Genomic DNA, 16,036 nt, shown 5'->3' on the forward strand with positions numbered 1-16,036 from the left:
CTTTTCATACCACCACGTTGACCAGCCGCCCGGGCACGACGATGACGCGCTTGACCGCGGCGCCGTCGGAATGCTTGGTGAAGGCCTCGCTGGCCAGCGCGATCTTCTCGATCTCCTGCTTGGACGCACCCGCCGGCACGCGCACCGAACCGCGCAGCTTGCCGTTGACCTGCAGCATCAGCTCGATCTCGTCCTGCGCCAGTGCATCAACGTCGACTGTGGGCCAGGGCGCATCGAGCAGATCGCCCCATTCGCCGTCGTAGCCGAGCTGCTGCCAGAGCTGGTGCGTGATGTGCGGCGTGGCCGGATAGAGGCAGCGCAGCAGGATGCCGAAGCCTTCATGCACGGCGGCGCGGTCGCCGGCGTGCGGCGCCGCGGGCTTGAAGCCTTCGAGCGCGTTGAGCAGCTTCATCGCACCCGACACCACCGTGTTGTATTGCATGCGCTGGTAGTCGTAGTCGATCTGGCGCAGCACGGTGTGCACTTCGCGCCGCAGCGCCTTGGCCTCCTCGCCGTAGCCGCTGAGCTTCGCAGCGGCCTTGACGCGGGTGCCACCGGCGCTGCCGCCGGCATGCAGCGCGACGCCGAAGTTCCAGAGCCGGCGCAGGAAGCGCGAGCTGCCCTCCACCGCGGCGTCGTTCCATTCGAGCGTGGCCTCGGGCGGCGCGGTGAACATGGTGTACAGGCGCGCGGTGTCGGCGCCGTATTTCTCGATCAGGTCCTGCGGGTCGACGCCGTTGCGTTCGCTCTTGCCCATCTTGCCGACGCCGCCGTAGTCGACCTGCGTGCCGTCGGCCGCGGTGCCGCCGACGATGCGGCCCTGGGCATCGAGCACGGGCGTGACTTCGGACGGCGGGAAGTAATCCTTGCCGCCCTTCTCGTTGCGCCTGTAGAAGATATGGTTGAGCACCATGCCCTGCGTCAACAGCTTGGCGAAGGGCTCGTCGACCTTCACCAGGCCGAGGTCGCGCATCACCTTGGTCCAGAAGCGCGCATACAGCAGGTGCAGGATCGCGTGCTCGATGCCGCCGATGTACTGGTCCATCGGCATCCAGTACTTCGCGCCCTCGCCGACCATGGCCTCTTCGTTCTTCGGGTCGCAGTAGCGCATGAAGTACCACGAGCTGTCGACGAAGGTGTCCATGGTGTCGGTCTCGCGCCGCGCGGGCTGGCCGCAGACGGGGCAGACCACGCCGGCATGGAAGCCCTCGTGCCTGACCAGCGGATTGCCCGAGCCGTCCGGCACGCAGTCGGTCGGCAGCACGACCGGCAGGTCCTTCTCGGGCACCGGCACCGCGCCGTGCGTGTCGCAATGGATGATCGGGATCGGCGTGCCCCAGTAGCGCTGGCGGCTCACGCCCCAGTCGCGCAGGCGCCAGGTGGTCTGCATCTCGCCCAGGCCCTTCTGGCCGAGCGCATGCGCGACGGCCTTGACGGCCTCGGCATAGGACATGCCGCTGAAGTTGTCGGAGTTGATGGTCACGCCGCGCTGCTTGTCGGCGTACCAGTCCTGCCAGCGGTGGTAGTCGAAATGCGGCTCGTCGTCGACCAGCACGACCTGGATGATCTCGATGCCGTACTTGTTGGCGAAGGCGAAGTCGCGTTCGTCGTGCGCGGGCACGCCCATCACGGCGCCGTCGCCGTAGCCGATCAGCACGTAGTTGCCGACCCACACCGGCACCTGCTCCTCGGTGATCGGGTGCATCACCGTCAGGCCGGTGGGCACGCCCTTCTTTTCCTGCGTGGCAAGCTCGGCCTCGGTGGTGCCGCCGTTGCGGCATTCCTCGATGAAGGCGGCGACCTTCGGATTCGTCTTCGCGGCATGCAGCGCCAGCGGATGCTCGGGCGCCACGGCGCAGAAGGTCACGCCCATGATGGTGTCGGCGCGCGTCGTGAAGACGTACATGCGCCCGCCCTGGATCAGCGCGCCCTGCGCGTCCTTGATGCGATGGGTGAAGGCGAAGCGCACGCCCTCGCTCTTGCCGATCCAGTTCTCCTGCATCAGCTTGACGCGCTCGGGCCAGCCTGGCAGCTTGTGCTGCGTGTGCTCGAGCAGTTCCTCGGCGTAGTCGCTGATCTTGAGGTAGTAGCCGGGGATCTCGCGCCGCTCGACGGTGGCGCCGGTGCGCCAGCCCTTGCCGTCGATCACCTGCTCGTTGGCCAGCACGGTCTGGTCGACAGGGTCCCAGTTGACGACCTGCGTCTTGCGGTAGGCGATGCCCTTCTCGAGCATCTTGAGGAACAGCCACTGGTTCCACTTGTAGTAGGACGGATCGCAGGTCGCGATCTCGCGGCTCCAGTCGATCGCCAGCCCCATGGCCTGGAGCTGGCTCTTCATGTAGCCGATGTTCTCGTAGGTCCACTTCGCCGGCGGCACGCCGTTCTTGAGCGCCGCGTTCTCGGCCGGCAGGCCGAAGGCATCCCAGCCCATCGGCATCAGCACGTTGTAGCCGCTCATGCGCAGGTAGCGCGTGAGCATGTCGTTGATGGTGTAGTTGCGCACGTGGCCCATGTGCAGCTTGCCGCTGGGGTACGGCAGCATCGAACAGGCGTAGTACTTCTTCTTTCGCGTGTCCTCGGTCACGCGGTAGGCGTCGGCCGCGGTCCAGTGGGCCTGGGCGGCCGATTCGACGTCGCTGGGTTTGTAGCTGGGATTCATTGGGCTTGGGACAGGCCCCGGCGCCGGGCGGCCGGGGAAGGCGGATTATCGCGGGTACGGCGATGGCGCACTTGGCGCGTGCCACAATGATTTTCGAATCCCAAGGGCACGCATGGTCAAGGACAACCTCCCCGCAACAACATGCTGAGCACAGGCACCCCTTGGCCGCTGGGCGCCACCCCCACTTCCGAAGGCATCAACTTCGCGCTCGCCGCCCCGAACGCCACCGGCGTCTGGCTGTGCCTGTTCGACGGCACGGGCCAGCACGAGCAGCAGCGCCTGCCGCTGCCGGCCTGCACCGACGGCGTCTGGCACGGCCGGCTGCCCAGCGGCCGGCCGGGGCTGGTCTACGGCTGGCGCGTCGACGGGCCCTGGGCGCCGCACGAGGGACAGCGCTTCAACCCGGCGAAGCTGCTGCTCGATCCGTATGCGCGCGAGGTGGTCGGCCGCTATGGCGGCGAGGCGCTGTTCCTCGGCCACGATCCGGCGCAACCCGAGCGCCGCGATCCGCGCGACAACGCGGGCATCGCGCTCAAGGCCCGCGTCGCGGCGCCGCTGCCTGCCGGCGGCCCGGCGCGCCCGCGCATCGACCCCGGCCTGCGCGTGCTGTACGAGCTGCACGTGCGCGGCCAAACGCGCCTGCATCCCGCCGTGCCCGAGGCCCTGCGCGGCACCTACGCCGGCCTGGCCGAGCCGGCCGTGCTCGACCCCCTGCAGCAGCTCGGCATCACCACGCTGAGCCTGATGCCGGTGCAGCAGCGCGCCGACGAGGAACGCCTGCTGGCAATGGGCCTCAGCAACTACTGGGGCTACAGCCCGATCGGCTGGTTCGCGCCCGAGGCGCGCTACTGGAGCGGCCGGCCCGGCACCACGCCGGCGACCGAATTCCGCGCCCTGGCCGATGCGGTGCATGCGCGCGGCATGGAGCTGGTGATCGACGTGGTCTACAACCACAGCGCCGAGACCGACGAGCTCGGGCCGACGCTGAGCCTGCGCGGCATCGACAACGCGCTCTACTACCACCTGCGACCGGACGACCGTGCGCTCTACGAGAACTGGACCGGCTGCGGCAACTGCCTGAACCTGGCCGAGCCGCGCGTGCTGCAGCTCGTGATGGACAGCCTGCGCCATTGGGTGAGCGAGCTCGGCGTCGACGGCTTCCGCTTCGACCTCGCGCCCGTGCTGGCGCGCCGCACGGGCGGCGAGTTCGACCCGCGCGCGCCGCTGCTGGCGGCCATCGCCCAGGACCCGGTGCTGGCCGGCACACTCATGATCGCCGAGCCCTGGGACCTCGGCCCCGGCGGCTACCGGCTGGGCGAATTCCCGACCGGCTGGCTCGAATGGAACGACCGCTTTCGCGACACGCAGCGCGCCTTCTGGCTGCACCGCGGTACCGGCCTGGGCGACTTCGCGCAGCGCTTCACCGGCTCCAGCGCGGAGTTCGCGCATGACGCACGTGCACCGACCGCGAGCGTCAATTTCATCACCGCGCACGACGGCTTCACGCTGCGCGACCTGGTGAGCTACGACGAGCGCCACAACCTCGCCAATGGCGAGAACAACCGCGACGGCAGCGACCGCAACCTGAGCCGCAACTTCGGCGTCGAAGGCGACACCGACGATCCGGCCGTGCGGGCCGAGCGCCGCCGCCTGCAGCGCGTGCTGCTGGCGGCGCTGCTGCTCGCGCAGGGCACGCCCATGCTGCTGGCCGGCGACGAGATCGACCACACCCAGCGCGGCAACAACAATGCCTACTGCCAGGACAACGAAACCACCTGGCTGGCCTGGGACCGGGCCGACGCCGGCCTCGCCGCCTTCGTCGCCCGCGTGCTGGCGCTGCGCCGCGAGGCCGAGCCGCTGCGCAGCAACGCCTGGTGGCCCGGCACGCCGCGGACCGGCGCCGCCGCGCTGCGCTGGCTGACGCCCGAGGGCCGCGCGATGACGCCGGCCGATTGGGAACGCGCCGACCGCCATGCGCTCGCGATCGTGTTCGACGCCGTGGCGCCCGCGCCGGGCTGGCTGCTGCTGGTGAATGCCGAAGAGCATCTGGTCGAATTCGAGCTGCCGCCCGGCAACTGGACGCGCCGGCTGGCCAGCGATGCCGACGACGACGGCGCCTTGCCGCTGCAAGGCCCCCAGCTGCTGCTGCCCACCAGCCTCTGGGTCGCAAGAACGTAGAAGCCAAGCGCCCGCCGGGGTGCTAGGCTGGGCCGGCCGAAGAACATCACCACCACCGGAGGCACATGATGGGAACCACCGCGCAACCCCCACTGCAGGCCCACCAGCTCGTTCGCCGCACCATCGCCCTGGTGCTGGCCGGCGGCCGCGGCTCGCGTCTCAAGCAGCTGACCGACCGGCGCGCCAAGCCGGCGGTGTACTTCGGCGGCAAGTTCCGCATCATCGACTTCGCGCTCTCCAACTGCCTGAACTCCGGCATCCGCCGCATGGCGGTGGTGACGCAGTACAAGTCGCATTCGCTGATGCGCCACCTGCAGCGCGGCTGGAGCTTCCTGCGCGCCGAGCTCAACGAGATGGTCGACGTGCTGCCGGCCCAGCAGCGCACCAGCGACGAGCACTGGTACCGCGGCACGGCCGATGCCGTGTTCCAGAACCTCGACATCATCCAGACCCGCTCCACGCCGCACGACTACGTGGTGGTGCTGGCCGGCGACCACATCTACAAGATGGACTACTCGATCATGCTCTCCGACCACGTCGCGCACGGCCTGGGCTGCACCGTCGGCTGCATCGAGGTGCCGCGCATGGAGGCCACCGCCTTCGGCGTGATGGCGGTCGATGCCGATCGCCGCATCACCGACTTCCTCGAGAAGCCGGCCGACCCGCCGGCCATGCCCGGGCACCCCGACATCGCGCTGGCCAGCATGGGCATCTACGTGTTCGATTCCGAATACCTCTACCAGCTGCTCGAGGAAGACGCCGCCAATCCCGACTCCGAGCACGACTTCGGCAAGGACATCATTCCGCGCGCCGTGGCCCAGGGCCGCGCGGCGGCGCATCCCTTCGGCATGTCCTGCGTGACGCGCGGCCCGATCGGGCCCGACACCAAGGCCTACTGGCGCGACGTGGGCACGATTGATGCATTCTGGGCGGCCAACCTCGACCTCGCGTCGGTCACCCCGGAGCTCGACATCTATGACACCGACTGGCCCATCTGGACCTACCAGCGCCAGCTGCCGCCGGCCAAGTTCGTGGTCGACATCGACGGCAACAACGGCATGACGGTCAACACCATCGTCTCCGGCGGCTGCATCGTCTCGGGCTCGCAGGTCAAGGATTCGGTGCTTTTTTCGGGCGTGCGCGTGCATTCCTTCTGCGAGATCCTGGAGGCCGTGCTGCTGCCCGACGTCGAGGTCGGGCGCCGCGCCAAGCTGAGCAAGGTGGTCGTCGACCGCGCCTGCGTCATCCCGGAAGGCATGGTCGTGGGCGTCGATGCCGAGGCCGACGCCGCCCGCTTCGAGCGCACCGACAACGGCGTGGTGCTGATCACGCGCGAGATGCTCGCGCGCCTGGCAGCGCAATAGCTCGATGCGGATCCTGCAGGTCAGCGCCGAACTCTTCCCCTTGCTCAAGACCGGCGGGCTGGCGGACGTCGCCGGCGCGCTGCCGATCGCGCTGGCGGCCGCGGGCCAGGACGTGCGGGTGCTGCTGCCGGGCTTCCCGGCGATCCTGGCCGGCCTCGACGACATCGCGCCGCTGGCCGAACTCACGACGCCGTGGGGCGACAGCGTGCAGCTGCGCACGGGCTACGTGCCGGGCGCCGGCGCGGTGCCGGCCATCCGCGCCTACGTGATCGATGCACCGGCCCTCTACGACCGGCCCGGCAATCCCTACGAGGATGCGAAGCGCCAGGCCTATGCCGACAACCACCGGCGCTTCGCCCTGCTGGGCTGGGCCGGCGCGCAGCTCGCGCAGGGGCTCGATGCCGGCTGGCAGCCCGAGGTCGTGCACGCGCACGACTGGCATGCCGCCCTGGCGCCGGCCTACCTGGCCTTCGCGCCGCCGAACGGCCGTCCGCGCGTGGGCAGCGTGTTCACCGTGCACAACCTGGCCTACCAGGGCCTGTTCGCGGCCTGGCATTTCGCCGAGCTCGGCCTGCCGCCCGCGGCCTTCGGCGTCAACGGCCTCGAGTTCTACGGCCAGCTCTCGTTCATGAAGGGCGGCCTGTGCTTCGCCGACCGCATCACCACCGTGAGCCCGACGTATGCGCGCGAGATCCAGACGCCCGAGCAGGGCTTCGGCCTCGACGGCCTGCTGCACAGCCGCGCCAGCGTGCTCAGCGGCATCCTCAACGCGGTCGACGATGCGGTCTGGAATCCGGCCACCGACACGCTGATCCCGCACCGCTTCGATGTGCGGCGCCCGGCCGGCAAGGCGCGCTGCAAGGCCGCGCTGCAGGAAGAGCTGGGCCTCGCTGCCGAGCCCGATGCGCCGCTCTTCATCGTGGTCAGCCGGCTGACCGAGCAGAAGGGCCTGCACCTCGTGCTCGGCGCCCTCGACGTGCTGCTCGCGCAGGGCGGGCAGCTCGCGCTGCTGGGCAGCGGCGATGCGCCGCTCGAAGCCGCGTTCCGCGAGCGCGCGGCCCGCACGCCGCGATCGGTCAGCGCCACGCTGGGCTACAGCGAGCCGCTCGCGCACCGCCTGTTCGGCGCCGGCGACGTGACCCTGGTGCCATCGTTGTTCGAACCGTGCGGTCTGACACAGATGTATGGACTGAAGTACGGTAGTCTTCCGCTGGTGCACCGCGTCGGCGGCCTGGCCGACACGGTGGTCGATTGCACGCTCGAAGACATGGCCGATGGCACGGCCACCGGCTTCGTGTTCGACCCCTTCGACATCGAAGGCTGCACGCGCGCCATGCGCCGGGCTTTCGCGCTGCATGCGCGGCCCGCCGACTGGCGCCGCGTGCGCGCCCATGCCATGCGCCGTCCGGCCGACTGGGCCGCCGCGGCGGCGCGCTACATCACCGTCTACGAGGAGTCTCTCTCTTGAGCGCACAAACCATTCAGCTGGCCGAGTCCCCGATGACCCTCAAGGACTTCGCCTACGATCATCCCGATCGCGATGTCGCCGCCTTCAAGCGCGCCGTCGCCAACAAGCTCATCTACGCGGTCGGCAAGGACCCGGTCGCGGCCAGCCAGGACGACTGGCTGCATGCGACCGCCGCCGCCGTGCGCGACCAACTGGTCGAGCGCTGGATGACCACCACGCGCGCCAACTACGCGCAGGACCTCAAGCGCGTCTATTACATGTCGATGGAATTCCTCATCGGCCGTACCTTCACCAACGCGCTGCTTGCGGTCGACCTCTACGACACGGTGCGCGAGGCGCTGGCCGACTTCGGCGTCGACATGGAGGCGATCACCGAGCGCGAGCCCGATGCCGCGCTCGGCAACGGCGGCCTCGGCCGGCTGGCCGCGTGCTTCCTCGATTCGATGGCCACGCTCGGCGTGCCGGGCTTCGGCTACGGCATCCGCTACGAGTACGGCATGTTCCGGCAGAAGATCGTCGACGGCCAGCAGGTCGAGACGCCCGACTACTGGCTCACGCGCGGCAACCCGTGGGAGTTCGCGCGGCCGGAGGTCAACTACCGGGTGCGCTTCGGCGGCCACGTGCAGCGGCGCGAAGGCACGTCCGCGCGCGACGGCGCGGCCGACTGGGTCGACACCTACGACGTGCTGGCCGTCGCCTACGACACCATCATCCCCGGCTACGGCACGCAGGCCACCAACACGCTGCGCCTGTGGTCCGCGCGCGCCACCGAGGAGATCGACCTGTCGGCCTTCAACCGCGGCAACTACATGGCGGCGGTGGAAAGCAAGAACCATTCGGAGAACGTCTCGCGCGTGCTCTACCCCGACGACTCGACGCCCTCGGGCCGAGAGCTGCGGCTGCACCAGGAGTACTTCTTCGTCAGCGCCAGCGTGCAGGATCTGCTGCGCCGCCACCTGCGCAACCACACGAGCTTCGACGACCTGCCCGACAAGGTCAGCATCCACCTCAACGACACGCACCCGGTGCTGGCCGTGCCCGAGCTGATGCGCCTCCTGATCGACGAGCACGGGCTCAATTGGGACACCGCCTGGTCGCACACGCAGAAGGTCTTCAGCTACACCAACCACACGCTGATGCACGAGGCGCTCGAGACCTGGCCGGTCGAGATGCTGGGCCGCATCCTGCCGCGCCACCTGCAGATCATCTACGACATGAACGCGCGCTTCCTCGCGACGGTGACGCAGAAGCTCGGCAACGACGTCGAGCTGCTGCGCCGGCTCTCGCTGGTCGACGAGTCGGGCGAGCGGCGCGTGCGCATGGCCTACGTGGCGGTGCTGGCGAGCCATTCGATCAACGGCGTGTCGGGCCTGCATTCGGAGCTGATGAAGCAATCGATCTTCGCGGACTTCGCCAAGCTCTTCCCCGAGCGCTTCAACAACAAGACCAACGGCGTGACGCCGCGGCGCTGGCTGGCGCAGGCCAATCCGCCGCTGGCGGCGCTGCTCGATCGCCGCATCGGCCGCGGCTGGCGGCGCGACCTGACGCAGCTGTCGGCGCTGCGGCCGATGGCCGAGCAGCCGGCCTTCGCGCGCGCCTTTCGCCATGCCAAGCGCGAGAACAAGCTGCGCCTGGCCAACTGGGTCGAGCAGCATCTGCACATCGACCTCGACACCGACGCCATGTTCGACGTCCAGGTCAAGCGCATCCACGAATACAAGCGCCAGCTGCTCAACGTGCTGCACGTGGTCACGCGCTACCAGCACATCGTCGCCGCGCACGAGGCCGGCCGGGTGGCCGACGTGGTGCCGCGCGTGGTCGTGTTCGCGGGCAAGGCGGCCTCGGCCTACGTGGTGGCCAAGCAGGTGATCCGGCTCATCAACGACGTCGCGGCGACCATCAACAACGACGGCCGCGTCGGCAAGCTGCTCAAGGTCGTGTTCCTACCCAACTACAGCGTGAGCCTGGCCGAGATCATCATGCCGGCGGCCGACCTGTCGGAGCAGATCTCGACCGCCGGCACCGAGGCCTCGGGCACCGGCAACATGAAGTTCGCGCTCAACGGCGCGCTCACCATCGGCACGCTCGACGGCGCCAACGTCGAGATGAAGGACAACGTCGGCGACGACAACATCTTCATCTTCGGCAACACCACGCCGCAGGTGGCGGCGATCCGCGCCAGCGGCTATCAGCCGCGCGACATCTACGCCGCCAACCCCGACCTGCAGCGCGCGCTCGACGCGATCCGCGACGGCGCCTTCTCGCCCGCCGAGCCGGCGCGCTACCACGGCATCTACGATGCGCTGGTCGATTGGGGCGACCACTACCTGCTGCTGGCCGACTACGCGAGCTACATCGAGACGCAGGCCAGGGTCGATGCGCTCTACCGCGATGCCGATGCCTGGACGCGCAAGGCCATCCTCAACGTGGCCGGCATGGGCGCCTTCTCGTCGGACCGCACCATCGCCGAGTACGCGCACGAGATCTGGCACACCAAGCCGGTGGTGCTGTAGCCGCGCCGCCCGAAGGGCCGCCGGCGGGCGGGCGGCCCGCGCCTTCGGTTCGAAAAACCAAAGGGTGTTTTTGGTATTCGCGCATTGGCGACGGCCCGCGCAGTCCCTAGGATGGTCCGCATCCTGGAAGGGACACACTCCCGGTGGAGTGGCCGGACTTCAAACCCGGAGTGGGTCGCTGGCGATCCTGTGTGGGTTCGACTCCCACTCTCTTCCGCCGAGTCACTTGCCATGAACGCGCGCGCCACCGCCACCCTTCCATCATGCTGACTTCGACCAGCCCGGCGCGCCGCGCCATTCCCGCGGTCGATGCGCTGCTGAAGGCGCCGGCCTTCGAGGCGCTGGCGCGGGACTTCGGCCGGCCATCGGTCCTGGCCTGCCTGCGCCAGCTGCTGGCCGAACAGCGCCGCCGGCTGGCGGCCGAGCGCGCGGCCACGGCGCCCGACGAAGAATCGCTGGCGGCCGAATGCGGCGAGCGGCTCGCGGCTGCCGCGCGGCCTTCGCTGCGGCCGGTGTTCAACCTGACCGGCACCGTGCTGCACACCAACCTCGGGCGCGCGCTCTACCCGGCCGAAGCGGTGGCCGCAGCGACGCAGGCGATGCTGCGGCCCGTCAACCTCGAGTACGACGTCGACGGCGCCGGCCGCGGCGAGCGCGACAGCCACGTCGAGGAGCGCCTGCTGCGCCTGACCGGCGCCGAGGCGGCCGTGGTCGTCAACAACAATGCCGCCGCGGTCTACCTCATGCTCAACACCGTGGCGGCCGGCCGCGAAGTGGTGGTGTCGCGCGGCGAGCTGGTCGAGATCGGCGGCGCATTCCGCGTGCCCGAGATCATGGCCAGCGCCGGCTGCGTGCTGCGCGAAGTGGGCACGACGAACCGCACCCATCCGCGCGATTTCGAATCGGCCCTCGGCGAGCACACCGCGGCGCTGATGAAGGTGCACGCGAGCAACTACGAGATCCGCGGCTTCACGGCCGAGGTCGATGCGGCGGCCATGGCACGCATCGCCCACGCAGGCGGCCTGCCGATGATCGAGGACCTCGGCTGCGGCATGCTGGTGGCCCTCGAGGACTTCGGCCTGCCGCACGAGCCGACGCCGCGCGAGGCGCTCGCGGCCGGCGTCGACCTCCTCAGCTTCAGCGGCGACAAGCTGCTCGGCGGTCCGCAATGCGGCGTCATCGTCGGCCGCAAGGAGCTGGTCGCGCGCATCCGCCGCAATCCGATGAAACGCGCGCTGCGGCTGGACAAGGTCCGCCTCGCGGCACTGGAAGCCGTGCTCGCGCTCTACGACGATCCGCAGCGCCTGCGCGCGCGGCTGCCGACGATGCGCCTGCTCACGCGCGGCCATGACGAGATCGCCGCGCAGGCGACGCGCCTTTGCGCTCTCGTGCAGGACGCCGTGGGCTCGGACGCCGAGGCGGAGGTCGCCGACTGCGCGAGCCAGATCGGCAGCGGCGCACTGCCGGTCGACACCTTGCCGAGCGCGGGCCTGCGTCTGACGCCGGTGCATCCGCGCGGCGCCGGCGTGGAAGCGCTGGCAACGGCATTCCGCCAACTCCCCGTGCCAGTGATCGGCCGCATCCGCAACAACGCGCTGTGGCTGGACCTGCGCTGCCTGGACGCGGCGCAGGAAGCGGAGTTCACCGGCCAGCTCGTGCACCTGCAGCGCCTGCGGGACGAAGCGTGATCGTCGCCACCGCGGGCCACATCGACCACGGCAAGACGACGCTGGTGAAGGCGCTCACCGGCGTCGACACCGACCGGCTGCCGCAGGAGAAAGCGCGCGGCATCTCGATCGACATCGGCTTCGCCTACTGGCGCACGCCCGGCGGCGCGCTGCTCGGCTTCGTCGACGTGCCGGGCCACGAGCGCTTCGTGCGCAACATGCTGGCCGGCGTCTGCGGCGTCGACTACGCGATGGTGGTGGTCGCCGCCGACGACGGCGTGATGCCGCAGACGCGCGAGCACCTGCACATCGTCGACCTGCTCGGTATCGGCCGCGGCATCGCGGTGATCACCAAGGCGGACCGCGTCGATGGCGCGCGGCTTCAGGCCGTCGAGCGCGAGGTGCGCGCGCTGCTGGCGGGCACCTCGCTCGAGGGCGCGCCGCTGCGGTCGGTCTCGGCCATCGGCGGCCAAGGCATCGCCGCGCTGCGTGACGAATTGGCCAGTGCGGCATCGGGTTGCCGGCGCAGCGCGGTCCAGGGACGGCGCCTGCGCTACGCGATCGATCGCGCGTTTACCGTCGCCGGTGCCGGCACGGTGGTCACCGGCACGGTCTTCGACGGCATGGTGCGCGCCGGCGACCGGCTGCTGCTGTCGCCGGGCGGGCGCGAGGTGCGCGTGCGCGGCATCCAGAAGGACGGCGCGGCGGCAGAGCGCGCCGAGGCCGGCGAACGCTGCGCGCTCAACCTCGCGCGCGTCGAGCTGTCGCAGGTGCAGCGCGGCGACTGGGTGCTGCATCCCGAACTGCACGCGCCGACGACGCGGCTGGACGTCGAGCTGCAGGTGCTGGCCGCCGAGGCGCATGCGCTGCGCCACTGGACGCCGGTGCATCTGCATCTGGGCACGCGCGACGTGACCGCGCGCGTCTCGCTGCGGCGCGGCGAATCGGTGGAGCCCGGCGGTCGCGCCTTCGCCCGCCTCGTCGTCGATCAACCGATCTCCGCGCTGCATGGCGACCGCTTCATCGTGCGCGACCAGTCCGCGCAGCGCACGGTCGGCGGCGGCCGGGTGCTCGATGCGTTCCCGGTGCCGCGCCGCCTGCCTGCCGAGGCACGCCGGCGGCAACTGCGGGCGCTGGCTCTGCCCTCGGCGCTCGAAACCTTGCAGGCGCTGGTGGCCGGCGCGCCGGCCGGGGTGAACGCGGCGGCCTTTGCGCGCAATGTCAATCTCGATCCGGAGGCCTTCGCGCGGCTGTTGAAGCAGGCCGGACTCGCGAGCATCGGCACGGGCACGCAGGCGCTGGTGCTCACGCCGGCAGCCGCCGACGCAAGGCTGGCGCGCAAGCCGCAGGAGATGCCGGCCGACAACCCCGAGCACCTGCGCCTGTGGCAACTCGCGCAACCCGCACTGAAGCAGGCCGCGCGCACGGGCCTGAGCGTGGTGCAGCTGGCGCAGGCACTGGGGGTTCGCGACTCCGTGCTGCGCGACATGCTGCATCGCAAGGCACAGGCCGGCGACGCGGTGCGCGTCAACGACGAGCGCTTCTACCTGCGCGCGACGACGGACGAATTCATCGAGGTCGCGCGCGGCGTCGCGCAGGCCATGCCCGAGGGCCGCTTCACCGCGGGCCAGTTTCGCGACAGCGCCGGCATCGGCCGTGCGCTCGCGGTGCAGGTGCTCGAGGCGCTCGACCGCCTCGGCATCACCCGGCGCGTGGGCGACGTGCGCATGCTGCGCGCGGACCCGTCCTCTGCATCATCCGTCCAAGGAGAAAGATCCCCATGAGCGACACCTCATCGCACGACGTCGTCGTGATCGGCGCCGGCGCGGCCGGCTTGAATGCCGCGCTCGCGACCCTGCGCGCCGGGCTCGGCACCGCATGGCTCGAAGCGCAGATGTTCGGCGGCCTCGTGCTCAACGTGAACGAACTGGACGGCGCCATCCGGGGCAGCGGCGCCGAACTCTCGTCCACCTGGGCGGGCGACGTCATCGAGCTCGGCGGCGAGAACCTCGAGGCGGTCGCGAGCGGCATCGAGCGCGACGGCGATGCGCTGGTGGTCGTCAGCGATGCGGGGCGCCATCGCGCGCGCGCCGTCATCGTCGCTTCCGGCGCAGCGCTGAAGAAGCTCGGCGTGCCGGGCGAAGCGGAACTCGAGCACAAGGGCGTGTCCCATTGCGCCGACTGCGACGGGCCCTTGTTCCAGGGTCAGGCGGTCACGGTGGCCGGCGGCGGCGATTCGGCGCTGCAGTCGGCGATGGTGCTGTCCGGCTTCTGCAGCACGGTGCACCTGGTGCATCGGGGCGGCGCCTTCCGCGCGCAGCCGCATTGGATCGAGGCCGTCGGCACAGCGGCCAACATCGAGGTCCACTGGCACAGCGAAGTCACCGAAGTGCTCGGCACCGATGGCGTCGAAGGCGTGCGCGTGAACGGCGAGGCGATTCCGTGCAGCGGCTTCTTCGCCTTCGTGGGGTTGCAGCCGGCGAGCGGCTTCCTGCCCGCAGCCATCGCGCGCGATGGGCGAGGCGCGGTCGTCACCGCGCAGAACCTGGAGACGGCGATGCCGGGCGTGTTCGCCGCCGGTGCCGTGCGCGCGGGCTGCGGGGGTTCGCTGGCCGAGGCCGTGGCCGACGGTGAAGCCGCGGCGCGCGCGGTCGTCGCGCAACTGGCGGCGCGCACGAAGGCCTGATCGGCCGCGCGCGGGCCGGCGTCATTCGGATATTGCGAAAAGACCCTTTGCGCCCCGGTCTGGTGCGCGCCGAGGCTGCTCTCTACACTGGGCCGCACCATGCACCGCAAACTCTTTCTTGCCGCGCTCGCAACGGCTGCGTTCGCCCTCTGCGGCGGCGCGGCCGCGCAAGGTTTTCCCAGTGCCCGGCCCGTCACGCTGGTATCGCCCTTCCCCGCGGGCAGCGGCAGCGACCTCGCCGCACGCGCCGTGGCGCCCGGCCTGTCGGACGCGCTGGGCCAGTCGGTGGTGGTGGAGAACAGGGCGGGCGCGGGCGGCTCGATCGGCGCGCAGTACGTCGCCAAGTCGAAGCCGGACGGCTACACGCTGTTCCTCGCCAGCCTGAGCTTCTCGGTGCTGCCGAGCCTGATGGAACTCGGCTTCGATCCGGCCAGGGACTTCGAAGCGGTGACGCTGATGGGCGAGCAGAGCATGGCCTTCGTCGTGCCGCCCTCGCTGCCCGCGAACTCGATGGCGGAACTCGTGGCGCTGGCGAAAGCCAGGCCGGGCAAGCTCAACTACGCGTCGGCCGGCATCGGCAGCATCGGCCACCTGACGGGCGAGCTGCTCAAGAACGAACGCGCGCTCGACATCGTGCATGTGCCGTTCAAGGGCACGCCCGAAGCGATGACGGCGATCATGACCGACGACGTGCAGATGGGCCTGATCGCGATGCCGACCGTCGAACCGCAGATCAAGGCCGGCAAGGTCAAGGCGCTCGGCGTGACGGGCCGCAAGCGCTACCCCGGCCTGCCCGACGTGCCGACCCTGGCCGAGGCGGGCTTCCCGAGCATGAGCGACTCGGTCTGGTATGCGGTGTTGGCGCCCGCGGGCACGCCGCCGGAAGTGATCGCACGGCTCAACGCCGCGTTCCGCCAGGCGCTGACCCAGCCCGACACCGTGCAGCGGCTGGATCGCTCGGCCAAGACCGAGGCCGCCTTCAGCACACCGCAGGAAGCGACCGCTTACGTGCGCACTCAACTGGTCAAGTGGAACGGCGTGGCATCGAAGGCGGGCCTGAAGCCGGAACACGCGAAGTAGAAGGAAAAAGCGAATGCTGTTTTCCACCGCGCGCATTGGCACCCCGAGGGGCCGTGCCTAACATCGACCGCAGCAGCCCACCGAAAGGATCGCACCCCATGGAAACGATGTCCGTCATCAGCCCGATCGGCGCCGAAGCCGTCGAGCAGAAGAACCTCGCCAAGCGCCTGGACACCCTCAACGGCAAGGTGGTCGCCGAAGTCTGGAACGAGGACTTCAAGGGCGACATCATGTTCCCGATCTATCGCGAGCTGCTCAAGGAGCGCTTCCCCGACGTGAAGATCGTTCCCTACACCGAGATCCCGTATGCGTCGCTGAAGGGCACTCCGTCCTACCAGCGCGAGGTGCTCAACCAGATCACGGCCGCGCTGAAGGCCAGGGGGGCCGACGCCGTCATCACCGGCAACGGGGGCTGAGGCAC

Annotated in this window: 10 protein-coding genes and 1 tRNA gene; 10 read left to right on the forward strand and 1 reads right to left on the reverse strand. The window is 70.0% G+C overall.

Features of this window, described 5'->3' with window-relative positions; translation table 11 throughout:
- Positions 1 to 4: 4 nt before the first annotated feature.
- Positions 5 to 2,659: a leucine--tRNA ligase gene (leuS, locus tag WDLP6_RS25535; RefSeq protein WP_162594615.1), complete on the reverse strand. Its 2,655-nt coding sequence runs from the start codon at positions 2,657 to 2,659 to the stop codon at positions 5 to 7.
- Positions 2,660 to 2,800: 141 nt separating this feature from the next.
- Here leuS and glgX point away from each other — a divergent pair, with 141 nt between their 5' ends.
- The 10 genes from glgX to WDLP6_RS25585 all read left to right on the forward strand — a co-directional run bounded on the left by glgX (position 2,801) and on the right by WDLP6_RS25585 (position 16,031).
- Entirely contained in the window at positions 2,801 to 4,837 is a 2,037-nt protein-coding gene (gene glgX / locus WDLP6_RS25540) for a glycogen debranching protein GlgX (RefSeq protein WP_162594616.1), read from the forward strand.
- 68 nt (positions 4,838 to 4,905) lie between these two features.
- Positions 4,906 to 6,201, forward strand: coding sequence for a glucose-1-phosphate adenylyltransferase (gene glgC, locus WDLP6_RS25545; protein ID WP_232077313.1), 1,296 nt, complete (start codon positions 4,906 to 4,908; stop codon positions 6,199 to 6,201).
- 4 nt (positions 6,202 to 6,205) lie between these two features.
- Positions 6,206 to 7,669 (forward strand): glycogen synthase GlgA, encoded by a 1,464-nt coding sequence (gene glgA, locus WDLP6_RS25550; protein WP_162594618.1) that lies wholly within the window; start codon positions 6,206 to 6,208, stop codon positions 7,667 to 7,669.
- Positions 7,670 to 7,701: 32 nt separating this feature from the next.
- Positions 7,702 to 10,182, forward strand: a complete 2,481-nt coding sequence (locus WDLP6_RS25555) for a glycogen/starch/alpha-glucan phosphorylase (protein ID WP_162595256.1) — start codon at positions 7,702 to 7,704, stop codon at positions 10,180 to 10,182.
- Between the two features lie 125 nt (positions 10,183 to 10,307).
- Positions 10,308 to 10,399 (forward strand) — tRNA-Sec (locus WDLP6_RS25560).
- 46 nt (positions 10,400 to 10,445) lie between these two features.
- On the forward strand, positions 10,446 to 11,870 hold the full coding sequence (gene selA, locus WDLP6_RS25565) for an L-seryl-tRNA(Sec) selenium transferase (RefSeq protein WP_162594619.1): 1,425 nt from the start codon (positions 10,446 to 10,448) through the stop codon (positions 11,868 to 11,870).
- Entirely contained in the window at positions 11,867 to 13,633 is a 1,767-nt protein-coding gene (gene selB, locus WDLP6_RS25570) for a selenocysteine-specific translation elongation factor (protein ID WP_162594620.1), read from the forward strand. The genes selA and selB overlap by 4 nt, the downstream gene beginning before the upstream one ends.
- On the forward strand, positions 13,630 to 14,535 hold the full coding sequence (locus WDLP6_RS25575; protein WP_162594621.1) for an NAD(P)/FAD-dependent oxidoreductase: 906 nt from the start codon (positions 13,630 to 13,632) through the stop codon (positions 14,533 to 14,535). Before selB ends, WDLP6_RS25575 begins: the two co-directional genes overlap by 4 nt.
- A 99-nt stretch (positions 14,536 to 14,634) precedes the next feature.
- Positions 14,635 to 15,615, forward strand: coding sequence for a Bug family tripartite tricarboxylate transporter substrate binding protein (locus tag WDLP6_RS25580; RefSeq protein ID WP_162594622.1), 981 nt, complete (start codon positions 14,635 to 14,637; stop codon positions 15,613 to 15,615).
- 98 nt (positions 15,616 to 15,713) lie between these two features.
- On the forward strand, positions 15,714 to 16,031 hold the full coding sequence (locus tag WDLP6_RS25585) for a UGSC family (seleno)protein (RefSeq protein ID WP_162569938.1): 318 nt from the start codon (positions 15,714 to 15,716) through the stop codon (positions 16,029 to 16,031).
- The last annotated feature ends 5 nt before the right edge of the window (positions 16,032 to 16,036 follow it).

This window comes from Variovorax sp. PBL-E5, assembly GCF_901827185.1.
Lineage (GTDB): Bacteria > Pseudomonadota > Gammaproteobacteria > Burkholderiales > Burkholderiaceae_C > Variovorax.

Excerpts from the sequence above, each read along its gene's own strand:
- leuS (WP_162594615.1), bottom strand. The coding sequence starts at position 2,659 with ATGAATCCCAGCTACAAACCCAGCGACGTCGAATCGGCCGCCCAGGCC.
- glgX (WP_162594616.1), top strand. The coding sequence starts at position 2,801 with ATGCTGAGCACAGGCACCCCTTGGCCGCTGGGCGCCACCCCCACTTCC.
- glgC (WP_232077313.1), top strand. The coding sequence starts at position 4,906 with ATGGGAACCACCGCGCAACCCCCACTGCAGGCCCACCAGCTCGTTCGC.
- glgA (WP_162594618.1), top strand. The coding sequence starts at position 6,206 with ATGCGGATCCTGCAGGTCAGCGCCGAACTCTTCCCCTTGCTCAAGACC.
- WDLP6_RS25555 (WP_162595256.1), top strand. The coding sequence starts at position 7,702 with ATGACCCTCAAGGACTTCGCCTACGATCATCCCGATCGCGATGTCGCC.
- selA (WP_162594619.1), top strand. The coding sequence starts at position 10,446 with ATGCTGACTTCGACCAGCCCGGCGCGCCGCGCCATTCCCGCGGTCGAT.
- WDLP6_RS25575 (WP_162594621.1), top strand. The coding sequence starts at position 13,630 with ATGAGCGACACCTCATCGCACGACGTCGTCGTGATCGGCGCCGGCGCG.
- WDLP6_RS25580 (WP_162594622.1), top strand. The coding sequence starts at position 14,635 with ATGCACCGCAAACTCTTTCTTGCCGCGCTCGCAACGGCTGCGTTCGCC.
- WDLP6_RS25585 (WP_162569938.1), top strand. The coding sequence starts at position 15,714 with ATGGAAACGATGTCCGTCATCAGCCCGATCGGCGCCGAAGCCGTCGAG.